The 14,784-nt window shown below is 36.2% G+C and carries 16 protein-coding genes and 1 riboswitch; of the genes, 3 read left to right on the plus strand and 13 right to left on the minus strand.

Translation table 11 applies throughout. The features are described 5' to 3' along the window. Positions 1 to 296: 296 nt before the first annotated feature. From B1R93_RS11385 to B1R93_RS11435, 11 genes are all read right to left on the minus strand, one after another. Positions 297 to 713 (minus strand): hypothetical protein, encoded by a 417-nt coding sequence (locus B1R93_RS11385; RefSeq protein WP_133058637.1) that lies wholly within the window; start codon positions 711 to 713, stop codon positions 297 to 299. Positions 714 to 1,393: 680 nt separating this feature from the next. Further along, a complete protein-coding gene (locus B1R93_RS11390) occupies positions 1,394 to 2,554 on the minus strand; it encodes a YhgE/Pip domain-containing protein (RefSeq protein ID WP_088104082.1) in 1,161 nt (386 codons plus the stop codon). A gap of 15 nt (positions 2,555 to 2,569) precedes the next feature. Continuing rightward, entirely contained in the window at positions 2,570 to 3,481 is a 912-nt protein-coding gene (locus B1R93_RS11395; RefSeq protein WP_088104083.1) for a hypothetical protein, read from the minus strand. A 20-nt stretch (positions 3,482 to 3,501) separates the two neighbouring features. Then, positions 3,502 to 4,461 carry a peptidase U32 family protein gene (locus tag B1R93_RS11400; RefSeq protein ID WP_165763790.1) on the minus strand — a complete coding sequence of 320 codons (960 nt, stop codon included), beginning with the start codon at positions 4,459 to 4,461 and terminating at the stop codon, positions 3,502 to 3,504. Positions 4,462 to 4,472: 11 nt separating this feature from the next. Beyond that, complete coding sequence (locus tag B1R93_RS11405) at positions 4,473 to 5,636, minus strand: cysteine desulfurase family protein (protein ID WP_088104085.1); 1,164 nt, start codon at positions 5,634 to 5,636, stop codon at positions 4,473 to 4,475. Then, the gene (locus B1R93_RS11410) at positions 5,629 to 6,036 is read right to left on the minus strand and encodes an iron-sulfur cluster assembly scaffold protein (protein WP_088104086.1); all 408 of its coding nucleotides are present in this window, start codon (positions 6,034 to 6,036) and stop codon (positions 5,629 to 5,631) included. Before B1R93_RS11410 ends, B1R93_RS11405 begins: the two co-directional genes overlap by 8 nt. After that, the gene (locus B1R93_RS11415; RefSeq protein WP_088104087.1) at positions 6,029 to 7,210 is read right to left on the minus strand and encodes a LuxE/PaaK family acyltransferase; all 1,182 of its coding nucleotides are present in this window, start codon (positions 7,208 to 7,210) and stop codon (positions 6,029 to 6,031) included. The genes B1R93_RS11410 and B1R93_RS11415 overlap by 8 nt, the downstream gene beginning before the upstream one ends. Positions 7,211 to 7,235: 25 nt before the next feature. After that, positions 7,236 to 7,481: an acyl carrier protein gene (locus B1R93_RS11420; protein ID WP_088104088.1), complete on the minus strand. Its 246-nt coding sequence runs from the start codon at positions 7,479 to 7,481 to the stop codon at positions 7,236 to 7,238. A gap of 4 nt (positions 7,482 to 7,485) precedes the next feature. After that, on the minus strand, positions 7,486 to 8,517 hold the full coding sequence (locus B1R93_RS11425) for a flavin-containing monooxygenase (protein ID WP_088104089.1): 1,032 nt from the start codon (positions 8,515 to 8,517) through the stop codon (positions 7,486 to 7,488). Between the two features lie 3 nt (positions 8,518 to 8,520). Then, a complete protein-coding gene (locus B1R93_RS11430) occupies positions 8,521 to 8,730 on the minus strand; it encodes a hypothetical protein (RefSeq protein ID WP_088104090.1) in 210 nt (69 codons plus the stop codon). A gap of 66 nt (positions 8,731 to 8,796) precedes the next feature. Continuing rightward, entirely contained in the window at positions 8,797 to 9,303 is a 507-nt protein-coding gene (locus tag B1R93_RS11435; RefSeq protein ID WP_088104091.1) for a glycine/sarcosine/betaine reductase selenoprotein B family protein, read from the minus strand. Between the two features lie 675 nt (positions 9,304 to 9,978). On the opposite strand from B1R93_RS11435, the gene B1R93_RS23950 reads away from it, so the two are divergent. Further along, on the plus strand, positions 9,979 to 10,083 hold the full coding sequence (locus B1R93_RS23950; RefSeq protein WP_425348959.1) for an SEC-C metal-binding domain-containing protein: 105 nt from the start codon (positions 9,979 to 9,981) through the stop codon (positions 10,081 to 10,083). 293 nt (positions 10,084 to 10,376) lie between these two features. On the opposite strand, the gene B1R93_RS11445 is transcribed toward B1R93_RS23950, so the two are convergent. Beyond that, positions 10,377 to 11,222 (minus strand): stalk domain-containing protein, encoded by an 846-nt coding sequence (locus tag B1R93_RS11445; protein ID WP_165763791.1) that lies wholly within the window; start codon positions 11,220 to 11,222, stop codon positions 10,377 to 10,379. A gap of 622 nt (positions 11,223 to 11,844) precedes the next feature. Here B1R93_RS11445 and B1R93_RS11450 point away from each other — a divergent pair. Further along, a complete protein-coding gene (locus tag B1R93_RS11450) occupies positions 11,845 to 12,063 on the plus strand; it encodes a hypothetical protein (protein ID WP_088104094.1) in 219 nt (72 codons plus the stop codon). Between the two features lie 391 nt (positions 12,064 to 12,454). On the opposite strand, the gene mgtE is transcribed toward B1R93_RS11450, so the two are convergent. Beyond that, positions 12,455 to 13,828, minus strand: a complete 1,374-nt coding sequence (mgtE, locus tag B1R93_RS11455; RefSeq protein WP_088104095.1) for a magnesium transporter — start codon at positions 13,826 to 13,828, stop codon at positions 12,455 to 12,457. A gap of 230 nt (positions 13,829 to 14,058) precedes the next feature. Beyond that, positions 14,059 to 14,224, minus strand: a riboswitch (M-box (ykoK) riboswitch). A 134-nt stretch (positions 14,225 to 14,358) separates the two neighbouring features. On the opposite strand from mgtE, the gene B1R93_RS11460 reads away from it, so the two are divergent. Further along, positions 14,359 to 14,718, plus strand: coding sequence for a hypothetical protein (locus B1R93_RS11460; RefSeq protein ID WP_088104096.1), 360 nt, complete (start codon positions 14,359 to 14,361; stop codon positions 14,716 to 14,718). The last annotated feature ends 66 nt before the right edge of the window (positions 14,719 to 14,784 follow it).

Below are 14,784 nucleotides of genomic sequence, written 5' to 3' on the forward strand. Positions count from 1 at the left end.
CTCCATCAACATTAGAAAAACACGATATAAAAGCCAATGTAAACTTTTTCGATATCGTGTTTCCTCCCTATCAACTTATTATAGAATCGTCAAATTTACATTTTTCAACATAATTCTATCATACCAAAATAAGCTATCTGTTATAAAGAGAAATCACCATAAATGAAGTAATATTAAACACTACTTACTTGTTGTACTTCTTAACGACAATCTTTCTAGTTTCACCAGCAGATAAGTCAAAGTAACTACCACTAAAAAAGCAGCCTCCTCATCAAAGGAATGCTGCTCATACGCTATCATTTATGCTTTAATTTAATAACATCCTGCTCGTCGTTAAATTTAATAATTAGTTTGTATTCATCCTCAATGTAAGTCTCTTCATTGACCGTACCAACTAAAAATGAAATTGTGTTTCCTTCTATTCGATTCTCCATTTGCCCTATATTCCCCGTAATCAAACCATCACGGCTCTCTAACTCAATATCGATCTTGTTAACATCTAAATTTGATGACTCATCTTCTATATAGTCAATTTCAATCCAGTTCACGCCTTTTCCATTTTCTAAGTCAGGATTATAAATGTAAGTAGCATTCCAAAACTGTCCTTCCCCTTTAAAGAGTACCTCCTCTGTCACAACAGTTTGGGATGCGCATGCTGTTAAACAGCTGAAAACCATTAGATAATAAAGCATGCTAATCTTTATAGGAAACACCCTCTTTGCAGCTATTTTCTTGTTTTAATATCGACGTAATTTGAAAAGCGCCGGCCAAAAGAAGCATAATCCCCACGTTTCATCCTGCACCTCCCCTACTATCTTAACATATTATTCCAAAAAGTTGCCCGTAAGAATCATACATTAAAAAACGAGAAAAAAGGGATGTCCCAAGAGGTTCGTTCTTAACCGTTTGGGACATCCACGTAGCAATGTGCGGAATTCGCTACTTAACCTAATTTTCTGTACTACTCCAAGAAGTATACAATTCCGAGGGTCAATGAAAAAACCGTTAAAAAGATTTCGAGGAAGCGGTAATGGCTCCACACGTTGCGCGCCTAGCTATGAGAAACCCATTCATAGCGCGGGCACTGAAAAACCTTCTTAAGTAACTCAAAGAAGAAGTAATGGCTTCGCACGTTGCACGCCTAGCTACGAGAAAACCACTCGTAGCTAGGCTTTCAAAACCAGGCAACGGATACGTACATTACTTAAAGGCCGTTGAAAAAGAAAATCCCCCCTTTTTCAGCGGCCTCACAATTCCAGTTTTGTTAGTGTCGTGCCATCAAATTCATATGATTATGAAAGTACAAAATCCATAATCTCTAAAACTGTAAGAGCATGTGTTACCCATTACTTACCCTCGATGCTAGAAACTATGTTCGTTGATAACCTACATCTTAAGATGCTACTCCCTTAGAAAGTTTTTTCTCCTTCAATTTTTCAAACTGTGCCTTGCAAGAAATAGTGAGAGCAATGAAAAAAATAGCTATACCACTTATTGTTACTAATGACTGAACCTCGTTTACAACACCCAAATCAGTGAACAAAATCCGGTAAATTCCTTCAGCTACATATGTTGCCGGAAGAAACTCACTTAGTCCCTCGTAAAAATTTGTAAGAAATAGTTGCGGTACAAGTGTTCCTGATGTCACGAGCTGTGCTGATAACAAAAAGATGTTAAAAGCCATACCTAATTGACCAAATAGAACAACAAAAAAACTAGTAAGTAGCATAAAGGTTAGTAAAGTTATCGTCTGGAACATCCAAAAGGAAAAGAAACTAAAATCATTAATACTCAATTCACTAATTAATACGAGCAAACTAGAAACAAGCCCTATGAAGAGTGAACAAACGACATTAATAAGTAGCCAAGAAAGGTATAGCCTCCACTTACAACAATTTCTTGTTTTTAAATTTGTTACAGATTGGTTCATAAACATGGCCATAACCATTGACCCAGTGAAAGCAGCTAAAATCATCATCAATGGAATCATTTGCTCCGAAAATGTATTTATTTCGTTTAGTCTTGCCTCACTTGAATTTACTCCTTTTGTTATCACATTTACAATATTTCCTTTATTCTCATCTTGCACATTTAACTGTTCAACTACATAATTTGCATTACTAACTTTGACTAAATCATTGACTGTTGAAGTAAAAGTCGCCTCAATCCTATTCGTCACACTACTTACAATAAGTGGATTAGCATCGTTTACATAGTAATTAATAACAGGCGATTCTTGTGGATTCATTACGCTTTGTGCGAATTCATCTGTTAGATGTATTAATAAATAAATCTGTTTATCTTGAAGAGCTGCCGCAGCCAAATCTAGGTGTTCAAAACGTTGAATATTTAAATCCACTTGACTCTCAAAATCAATAACAGATTCCAACTGTTCATTTTCTATTACTACCCCTACAGGAAGATCAATCATCTTATCTTGCACTTGGCTATAACTAGTTAGCCAAACAATCCCAAAAACTAATTGAAAAATTAATAAACTACCTAATGCCATAAGTGACGTCTTTTGTTTAATTAGCTCAAATATAATTTTCATATAAACAACTCCAAACTAATTAGTAACTTCAGTTAAATTTAAATAATGATAGTTCTTAATAACTTCTTTAGAATCCTGAAGCCTCAAATCAAACGATATCGTATCTAGTTCCTTTACATATCCAATGTTCAATTGTTGCACCGATTTTTTTAGCCATACACTGTTTCCTATGAGGTGGAATTTAGGTATCACTTCCCTACCCTTAATCCCAATTCTATTCAGCATGTCATCGTATCTCTCCCATTTATAAATCATATCCATTTCTAAAGGTCGGTTACACAGAGATTGACAGTTTCCAACTTCAGAATCATATAGCCTCACCGCATGACAGGACCTCCCAATCGCCACTAATTGACCATTCATCACACCATTTAATCCAATGTTTTTTTCTCTAAAAAATTTTATCTGTTTTTCGTTTAATAGATATGGATTTACCTCTATTACATTCACATTATAGACTGCTAATAACTCAGACATATAATCAGCTTCCAAATTATTTTCCTGTGAAATTCTTTTTATTAATTCTTCCTCATCTTCAATTATTTTTTCCGACCAAGGTGAGCTCGAATATCCGAAATTTAGTAATTGTCCTAATATGATTTTAGTCGTATTAGTATAGCCTCGCTCATAAAATTCAAATAACGTGCCTAAATCATTAATAATAAACGAGGACACATTGTTTTCAACAATGAACGCCTCTACCATCCTAAATAGTGCCTTCATATGCTTCTGAAACACCACCGGGATTTCAACTATAAGTTTTACTTTTCGTTGGCTACAGTACTCAGACCAAAATTTAACGTCATCATGATTTGGTAGCTTATGAAAACAACTTGGGTTACCTATTACAATTTCATCCCAATGTACATTTAGAACACTATCATTTCGTAATGAGGAATTTGAAACTTTCAGCTGGCGTTTTTGCATATGGCTCCTCCATCATTAAATTAAACATAAGCTTTCGTTACTGGGGTCTCTAAATAAGAGCACCTCTTCTTCTCACAAAAGCGTGGCTTCCACATCATATTCCACATTAAATCCTCATGATCAAGTTCTTTAAAGATTTCAGCACTTGACCTACCCTGCTCTACTTGTGTTATCCATAGTTTGTAAATTTGGCACATTTTTGATGTAGTAATAGGATTAGGTACCTCTCTACCTATCAGTTTTATGTAACGAACTCCTGCATTTTTCAGTTCTGGAATACTACACAAACTACAATCCGTTGCTCCGTCTAAAGCTTGTGTAGTTTTCATAATTTGACCTTTAAAATCACTCACTTTATAACCACTTCTACACCCCTGACCTATATCTAGGTCTGTAGGACACTCGGATAGTCGACAATGACCACAAACATTCCCTCCACCAAAATTTCCGGTTACCACCAAATCTAATTTTGTATGTAAACTCAATTGTTGTATTTCATCTAATTGCATTCCTTGAGGTAGACCAATTCTTTCAACCCCTTGATTCTCAAGAAATTTATAATAGCCCAGATTCGTAGCAGCCATAAAAGAACCTACATCAATAGGCTTGTTAACTTGATGCTTTTTAAGCCAATGAATCGCATTCAAATTTGATACAGTAATCCGATCAATCCCAACTTCTACAGCTCTATTAATATGGGTAATAAAAGCCTCCTCAAAGGATTGTGGAATGTAATGACTATTAGCCATAAAGTTCACGATGACTCCGTTCTTGTGAGCTAATTTTACGATTTCAAGTAACTCCTCCTCTGTCTCAACTTGTGTAGGGATGTTATTTACCGTTTGGTACCGACTATCGAAGGATAAATTTGCAAAATTTAATGGTTTTAATCCTAAATGAACTTCATCTACATCTGCATCCAACATCTGTTTCATCATAAAAACTGAACGGACTGGTGCAATTAATTTTAATGTACTCATAATCATACCCCTTAAACTTTTTGAATAGATAGTTGACGAAGTTGCATTACAGTATGAATCAGAGTTTCAGCAGCATACAAGACCTCTGACTCTTCTGTTTGATAACCAAAGCTAATTCGAACTGAGCTTCTTATTTTCTCGTTTGATAATCCAAGTGCAGTTAGCACATGAGATTGTTTCGGAGAAGATGAACTACAAGCTGAACCTATCGAGATCGAAACATTATAAAAATTTAACATAGTTGCTAGAGCTTCCGCGCGAATATCATCAAATGCTATGTTTAGTGTAGATGGATAAACAAATTCCCCTCCTACATTCAACTCCCAGCCGTCAAGTTGTTCCTCTAGTTTTGACAGAAAAAGTTTTCTTAATTGAACGAAGTGTTCCTTAAGGAACTCATACCTTTCTTTTGCAAGTTTGGCTGCCTCACCTAAACCAACTATCCCAGCTACGTTTTCAGTACCAGAACGAAGCCCCTCTTCCTGTCCGCCTCCATGAATTAAAGGCATGATATCGCTTTTATTAAAAAGATAAAGTGCACCAATTCCTTTCGGTCCTCCAAATTTATGAGCAGATAAGGACAAGCTATCAATCTTTAGTTCTTCAACATCAATACCGACCTTTCCAACCGCTTGGACTGCATCACAATGAAAGTGAATACCGTTTCTTTTGCTTATTTCTCCTACGGAACGTATTGGTTGGATCGTTCCGAGTTCATTATTAATCATCATAATACTAATCATTACTGTATTATTACGAATTTCGTTTTCTAATTGGTTCAATTCGATAATTCCGTCTGAGTTGATGGGGAGATAAGTAATTGAGTAGTCATGTTCTTTTTCTAAAAATTCACATGCTTTTAAAATAGCTGGATGTTCAATCGAAGTTGTAATAATATGCCCTGCTTTTGGTGCTTTTCGGAGGCAGTATCCCATTATAATTGTTGAGTTCGCTTCTGAACCGCCCGAAGTAAAGATAATTTTATTATCTTTTGAGTTAATAAGGGAAGCGACTTCTTTCCTTGCAGCTTGTATGGCTAAATTAGCTTGCTTTCCTAAATCATATAGTGCTGAAGGATTCCCATAGGAATCCTTTAAAAAAGGTAACATTTTCAGCAAGACTTTCTCATGCATCGGAGTAGTAGCATTATTATCCAGGTAAGCAACTCTACACATTGCTCTCACCCTCTTCTACCAAGTATTCTCTGTGTATTCTAATGTTCTTCCAAGGCTCTGAACAATAACGTAATATATTCAAACCAATATCCACACAATGCTGATGTGCAGGCTCTAGTTCTCCAAGCAAAACTTTGACGTCTTCTCTCTCGTACTTACCTATATCTTCAAAGGTTGTTCCTTTTATGATTTCTGTCATTATACTGGCTGTCGCAATAGAACCTGTACATCCATATGCTTGAAAACGAATGTTTGTCACTTTATCATTTTCAACATCTAGATAAAGGTGAACGGTATCTCCACAAATGGGGTTACCTACCTCAACTACATATTTCGGGTTCTCGAGCACACCAATATTCCGTGGATTCATGAAATGATCGCATATCTTATCATTATACATGCTCCATCTCTCCTGCCTTTTCTGCAATTCTTTGTTCATTCTCTTCAATATACTTTTCTAGATTAATTGCACAGCACCCAACTTCCACTCCTGGTAACCTAGAAATATAGTGAAGCATTTGACCAGTACGTCCACACGAACAGTGATGATCGCTATAAATGTAACCAACATCTTCTGTCAGAATAAATCCTGGATACGATGTTGAGGTTGCATCATAAATAGCGATAACCCCTCTTTCTCCCGGCTTTACTTCTTCCAGCACATTTTTTGGATTTCGAATTGAAATATGAATCCAAGGCGGAATATGCTTTTTGTGGTGATTACATTCAATGCCTAACATATTCGTCTCCACCAATCCATACATATCACGGACATTTTCTTGCTTAACTCCAAGAAATTCTTCACATCTACGATTAAATTCTTCACGAGAAATCTGCTGGCCAGTGAACCTTTTCCAGCCCCCTAACGTAACAATGAAACTATTATTATCTAAACTCAACTTTAGATCGTTATCCATTAAATATTTTAATAAACGATGAATTAAGAATGGTGGTCCTACAATATGACGTGTATGCATGCCTTCCCAGCTAGTCAAACGTTCTACTGCTTCTTGGGGATTAAATGAGACCTTTTTAACAAGATTAACACTACCATCGAATAATCCAGCAAAGACGTTTAATACTTTTACCATTCCCATTTCAGGCATTTCTTCTGTTGGTGGAAATAAAAATAATCCCATTCCTCTTGAAATCTTGAAAAATTCACGGTACATTTTTATAATTCCATCAGTAGCATTATCCATCGTCTTGAAGTCTCTTCTAGAGACACTAGGAATCCCGCTTGTTCCGGTGCTTCTCATTTCAAATTCTATTTCATTCATCTTTGAGGTTAATAAGAGGTGAGAGTCACACTGTTTAAAAGTCCCGACAGGAATTAAAGGAATCTTGTGTAAATCGTTAAAGCCATTAACCTCTTCCGGGGACACACCTTTCTTTTCACATGCATCACGGTAAAAGTCATTTTTTTTATAATGCATTTTAAAATTTTCTGCGATTACTTCTCCTTTAAATTTACAAGCTATTTCATAAGGAAGTTGATACAATTCAGACGCACTCCCTATAAGTGTATTAACTGGTGATAATCCTAACTCATTTAAATTCTCAACGAAATTCATTTATAATTCCTCCTCCATGTTTTTATTAAGCAATCTGTGCTTCTTTGATTGTCGTTATGATTTGTCGAATCGTTTTAACATGTTCAAATACGGAATCGTCAATTCGAATCTTAAATTCCTCCTCAGCGGTCATCACTAACTCCAGAAGGTCTGCGGAATCAAGATTTAATTCATCTGTCAAATGACTATCTAGTTGTATATCTTCTCGTTTCAATGGTGTGTATGCTGTAAGGATATCCCTTATTTTTTCAATTAAAATCTCTTCATTCATATTTTCACCTCATTACTCTCGTTATATATTCAGCATCTTGACTAACACCAGTTATTAGTGCAGAGCCTCTCGTATGTTGCCAAGGTAATCCAACAAAATAAATCCCAGGGACCTTCGTGCATCCCCTTTCATGTATCGGTTTATTGTTTTTGTCTAGAATATTTTTTACATGAAGCCATGAATAATCAAATTCAAAACCAGTTGCCCATATAACATTATCAGCGATACACTCTTCCCCATTTTCGAATATGGCTCGATTATCGGAAAAACTCTTAAGTCTTCTCTTCAATTTTATTTTCCCAGATTTCACATATGGTTTATATTCCTTACCAATAATAGGATCATTTCTCTTTAGAACCTTTCCAATCGGACTTTTTACGGTCGCTTTTGAAAGTCCCAAAACATCAAACCACCAAAAGATACTTTTATTAAATATTTTATGAGGTAGATTCTTATTTTTTTTACCCACAGATAAATATACGTCGAACTCCTCACAAAGCTCAGTTGCAATTTGTACACCTGAATTTCCAGCCCCGACAATTAATGTTTTTCCAGGCTTTAATTGTGTTGAATTTTTATATTCGTCTGAATGTAGTTGCACTACTTCTTTGGAAAGTTTAGTTTGAATGTCTGGGATAGATGGTTTTTGAAAAGGTCCAGTAGCAATGACAATGTTTCTTGAAAGATATTCACCCTTATTTGTCACAACCATAAATTGATTCATTTTGACTTGTCTTACAGAAAGCACTTCTGTTTTCATTAATACTGGTAAAGAAAATGTCTCTACATAATTTTTCAAATAGTTTGCTATTTCATCTTTGTTTGGGTAACCATCTTTATCACCTGGTAAAGATATTTCGGGGAGGGAACTATATGCTCGTGGGGTAAAAAGTGTAAGCGAGTCATAACGCTTTGCCCATGAGTCGCCTATCTCCTTATTTTTATCTAAAATCAAAAAATGCTTATCCAACTTCCTTAAGTAGTATCCTGTCACAATACCAGCTTGCCCTGCTCCTATTACAATTACGTCGTACATGGACTATGTAACACCCCTATCCTCTTTTGCAGGTTCTTGATATAAAGTGTTGGTTCCAGGTGGCTGTTTAGCGACTTCTAATAGTTGATTCAAAACATGGATTCTTGTTTCCATGTCAAAAGGCTCTCCACATGGACGACCTAATCTAAACGGCACTTGGAGACTTCTTGGAATTTTTGCCTTTTCTACGATTCCAGGTATGAGGGTAATCATAACTGTAGCAACCTTTGATTCTTCTAAAGCCCGAGCATACAGCCCGAGTACATTATGACATTCACCTCAACCAGGTACTAAAATAGCTAAATCAACTTGATCTGTTTTTAAAATTTCTGCAACCTTAGGGGCCGTAATTTCTTCATGAGGCTTATGGTTGAGTGTCCCACCATTTAAACCAATATTAAAATTCGACACTTCCTTTATCCTGGTTCCTTCTAATGATTTTAGTTGTTCTAATGGGAAAACGATCGAAACATCAGCTTTTGAGTGCCGAGTGTCATAGTAGATATGTGTAACGGACAACTGATTATGCGCTGTTGTTGATGGTATGACTCGATATGAGTAATCCCCTTCTAGTGTTTCGACATTAAAAGGTTTATCTGTTGCTAAATGAACACCCGCACTTGTAATAAGGGCTACCTTGCAGTTATTTATCGGTTTTTGTAATGTAACACCGTTATAATTTTGGTGCTCTTTTGTATTACTTAAAGTAAACCTCTGGTATGACCTTGGAAACAGCTTTGACCAAGATATAGCAACAAACGACCTAATTTTGTAGTAAAGCTTCATTGGTTTTTATCACCTCCTTATGAAAATTCATTTCAAATAAAATATTATACTTCTAACCAACCTTGCATCAACATATTTTTCATAAAATACTAATAATTAACAAATACTTTACGTTTAATTTACCTAATTAGAAAAATGTAATTATGCCATTTTAACTACAAATAAAACAAAAAGACATTTTTGCAATTGTCTTTTATTGTAAAAATGTCTTTTTTGTCCTTTCCTTTTATAAATAGGTATAAATAGCTAATTGTAAAATGATTAAAAAACAGTTCTACATGCCGCGTTGTCCAACAAAATCTCCTTTATTTCAAAACTAATATTCAATTCAGATGACAAAACAGTAATTACTTTTACCTTTTAAAAATTTCTTATATCAGCTTGGATTTATCTATTGGAAAAATTAACAGATCGTTTCGCTAACAGTTCCTCTTTTCACTCACCTAATCTCAACCTTCTCTATCACCTCTGTGATCCCTGATCCCTATCCATAATTATTCCATTGGGAATAACGAATTTATTGTCGTTGGCGATAACTTACCTGCAATTGTTGAAATGTATGGATGGCGTGAAACGGAGGAAATTGTTAATACCTATGCTGAACGATACGCAAATGAACGAGGGATAACAGTAGATGAGTGGCTTTCATCACACGAAGACGCAGCCAATACATTTATGGCCAACGCTATAAAAGACGTGAAAGTAACCCTTGAACGAAACCAACCCTGTTTTTGCGGGGCGGGGAAAAAATTTAAAAAGTGCCATTTAAAACATAAATAAATCCACCATAGCAGCTGACAGCTTTTCGCTATGGTGGATCTTTGCTTATCAATCGTCCAAATCTAATTGGTTCTTGGCTTTGGTCTAACTACCAAAATGACGATGTTAAGTTGTCGTATTTTAATAAATCATGTTATTTATTGGTTCCAGCCGTTCATTGTTGTAAATTGCTCTCTTTGCTTTTTCATTTAAAAAAGGCTGATTTTATCCTAATTAGTTTACTTTATTATCCAAAAACGGAGATAACATAGGTTTTTATCCCGCTTAACCCTTTTTAAAAGGTTATTATCGTTTTATTTAAGTAGTATGCGGTAAAAAGGCTGATAGGGACTGTTAAAAAACATAAAAATATCATAATCCCCTGCCGGATAATACATGTAATAGTCATCATCCAGCTCAGACCATCCCTCACTAACCGGCTGTCCAAGTGTTTGTTTTATTACGGTTGGCGTTTCATTAGTAGCATTAGGATTAAATAATTCCATAGCAATTAATAGATCGTCTTGATTATAATCATCTTCTAAACCATATCCGCAATTTTCATAACCGTAATAATAGGCACCACCAAACCAATATTCACTTTGGGGTCCTCCGATATATTTGCGAATATCACCAGCTGTTACACCTTGATCTAGCATTAAATTACATCCTTGTAGGATACCATGTGATGCTGCCTTTAAAAAGTCCGGTGAAACTAAACGGTTTGGGTTTGTTTGTATAGTAATACGTAAAAGCTTATCCTGACTTTCAACAACAGCTTGTCTAGTTGATTTTTCCCATTTAACAGACTCTCCAAGAGATTCAGAAATGAATCGTAATGGAACTAACGTAGTTCCATTTCTTACAATCGGAGTAGTATCAATAGATTTTTGAACTCCATTCACTAGAACGTTACGAGAACCAATTGTTAGTTGAATGTTATTATCGCCTTTCGTCGCTTTCACCGTTTTGGCTTGCTGATTCCAGGTTACCGTTGCTCCCAGTTCTTCAAAGATCGCACGCATTGGAACAAGCACACGTCCATTATCGTTCATTCCCCCGTTAATAACGATTGTCATTCTTTCTTCTGCTGAAGGCTGATATCCAGGCACAAGTAACAGCAAAGTCAATATGGTGAAAATATAAAGCTTTAATTTCATCCTAGTAATCCCCTTTTTATATGTATTTACTACCTTATTATACCATTTCATTTCATTAATAATGTACTAATGTACTATTTTCATATTAAAAACTTAAACAGTATGTGGAACGGTCTTGACCTAATCCTTTTGTCTGAAACCCATCCTGGCATTGATATACCCTCTATACGCCGTTTGAGGGAAGTCGTTTGAGATGTCATACTCGCTCTGTAAATTATCATAGTGATATAGAAAAAAAGCTGCATGAATTATTATAGGCAGCTTTTTTTCTACAACTTAATCCAATTCACAAATGAGGGACTTCGCAATTTGCCGTTACTGGTTAGGTTTCTATATTTAACATTACTTGTAATTAATATTTTATTCCAGTCGTTATTGGTGGAGCGTTTGTCGACCCGATAAATGGAGTTTGGTCTCTTAATCACGATTCCCTCTTCATGTTGCTGTATTAAGTCAAAATAGGTTTCGCAATTCCCTTGTATGGATTGAATCAGGACAATTAATGGTTGTTTAGATGGGATAACCTTTTTTAAGATTATTTTTTCTTCCCCCCCTAAAAAAAAGACGAGGCACGTATAGGTAGTGGATTCGATTATAAAACAACAAAAAAGGTGATGATAATATGGTTGGAAACAGAGGTACATTAAATTCTGATAGTTCACCCAAAATGAATGACTCTGTTTGGGAGCATATTGTGACAGAAGCCCTCAAAACAGATATGACGGCAGACGAGTACATTGAGTTTATCAAATTCATAAAAAAACTCAGTGCTAATAAAAGAAACATAGATATGCCGATTACTCACTATTTCCAAGTGTTTCACTCAGGAACCAGTCACTAAATAGCACCGGTTCATATTGAATCTCCACAAGCTTACTACATTATGAGGTGTAAACGAGAGCCTTAACAATCTGGTTAATGTCGGTTTCATTTTTAAACATCATATATTGAAAAGGCTCCGCTTTACATATCAGTGATCATCCTTCAATTGAAAATCTTATTAAACCTAGAGCTGGTACGAGCTTATTCTCTTAGAACATTGCATCAAGCTCTAACCTTGTAACCCATTTAATATCAATTTAAAAACATCCCAACGTTCCATCCGGTCCCTCCCACTTCTACCACCTCCATAACATAGAAATCCACCTCATATGATATTATCCGTGTCATGTTTGTAAACCAAGGCAAAACAAAAAGCGACTGTCTCGAAAGACAATCCCTTTTCGTTAAACTTATTGTGGTAAATATTGTAGTAATGCACTGGCAATCGTGAAATAAATGAGCAACCCCATAATGTCATTTATCGTAGTAATAAATGGACCAGAGGCTACCGCTGGATCGATTTTTAATTTGTCGATGATTAATGGGATTGTCGCACCGACCATCGTTGAGAAGCTTAACGTTAAAAACAAGGAAACCCCAACAATTCCTGCTAACAGGATTCCACCATTAGGATATAAAAATGGAACGATCGCAACTAATGTGAGCATACATATGAGTCCGAGCATCATCCCAGTCCCAAATTCACGTTTAAGCATTTTAGTAACCGTGGCGCGATTCACTGGCCCAACTGCTAAGCCACGAACGACAACAGCAAGTGCTTGTGTACCTGTGTTTCCAGCTGAATCCATTATGAGTGGAATAAATACGGAAAGTAAAATCACTTTTTCTAATGTTTCCTCAAATTGACCAATCACCTCTGCTGTGACTAGCCCCAATACCATTAACATCATAATCCAGGGTGCGCGTTTTTTCGCTGCTGCAAAAGAGGAAACATTAGCATCTAATGAACCTCTTGCCGCGGAAATCTCACCGAAATCTTCATCAGTTTCTTCCTCAACAACGTCCATAATATCATCAACCGTGACGATTCCAATCAGAACCCCATCCTCCTTCACGACCGGTACGGCTAGAAAGTCATATTTTTTTATCACATTGGCTACTTTTTCTTGGTCATCGGCAACAGAGACAGAAACGATTCTTGTACTCATAATCTCTTCAATTTTTTCACTTGCTGGTGCTGTAATTAAGTCTCGGATCGAAACAACGCCAACAAGTGTATCATTGTCATCTATGACGTAAAGGTAATAAATCGTTTCCGCATCGGGGCCTTCTTCTCTTAGTTGCTCTAGAACCTTCATTGTTGTGCTAGAAGCCTTGATCGCAATAAATTCTTTCGTCATAATCGCACCTGCAGTTGCTGGCGGATATGCTAATAACTCCTTAACATTATTAGCTCCAACTCGGTCCATGGACGCTAATATTTTCTCTGCTTTCTCCTTACCAATTTTAGAAAGAAAGTCAGCGACATCGTCGGTATACATTTCATTAAACATTTTCGCTGCATACTGTTCATCTAATTCCAGCATACACTCCATTTGAGCTTCTACGTCAACGGACTGGAAAACCTCTGCGAACTCGGCTGGTAATAAAAAATCATAGATTCGGTTTTGCTTTTCTTGTTCTAAATCTAGGAAAATTTCCGCTTGGTCCGTTGGATGCAACTCTAAAAAGCTTTTACGAAAATAGTCTTTCTTCTTTGTATTTAATGCATGAAGTATTTGATTTTTGTATTCTTCTCGTGTTTGTTCTGTTAATCTCACCATCTGAATTCCTCCTCAGCAGGAACCCATTCGAATGATGTGGAATGGATTCCTATGGTTGATCTTGTTGTTAATTTGAATATAAACATTCGCTACCGAGCTAGGTTCAGGACTACTATCCATCCCACATCACCTCCATCACTTAAAAAATAAAAAAAACACCTTCTACGAATGAAGATGTTTACACATACGGAAATAAGTCGTCACGAAAAAAGAGCGCAACACTACTAATCCTACTACCTCCATTCGTAGAGCTTTAGCACTGTGCGGCATAGGACAAAGCCAGCTACATTAAAAACCACCTTATGTCGATGGTTTCTGTTGACCCATTGGCGTCTTTGGACATTTTTGGGCAGCAGCGTATCTCCAGCACAGGAGCCTCACCTAACGAGGTTTATAAAGTTTACATTTTTTAGGGTAACAAGGAAAGAAACGTTTTGTCAAGGCGTTAACGATTGACTCAGTTGTTATTACATACAAATCTATCATTTAATGGTAAAATACCCTTAATAAAGATCGATGGAGGCACACGATTGAACTATTTTATTAATTTTCTTCTCGCCATTTCTTTAACTGGTTTTTCTTATTTTTTCGGTGGTTTACTCATCGGTAAAGACTTAGCTATTTGGCAAGCCCTTATCATCGGCTTTGCTGTTGTTTCATTAGGTTCCCTAACGGAAAAGCTTAAAGCACCAATGTGGTTAATCATTCTCGTCCCGTTTCCCGTTGGTATGTTTTTGCTTTTCCTATTCTTGAATCAACCTATCACCATTTGGTTTACAACCTATCTTCTCACCTTAGTCATTTACACAGTATTCCATATGATCATGAGCTATTTCTTTCAGTTTCATTCTTTGATTCCAGCTTGGAAAATGAATAAAGCGATTAAGTAGCTGCACGCTCATAAGAACCAGGGCGACAATATCCACACAGTTAAAAGAGTTGAGGCACGTTCCCCA

It is taken from the genome of Halalkalibacter urbisdiaboli (assembly GCF_002156385.1).
GTDB lineage: Bacteria > Bacillota > Bacilli > Bacillales > Bacillaceae_D > Halalkalibacter_A > Halalkalibacter_A urbisdiaboli.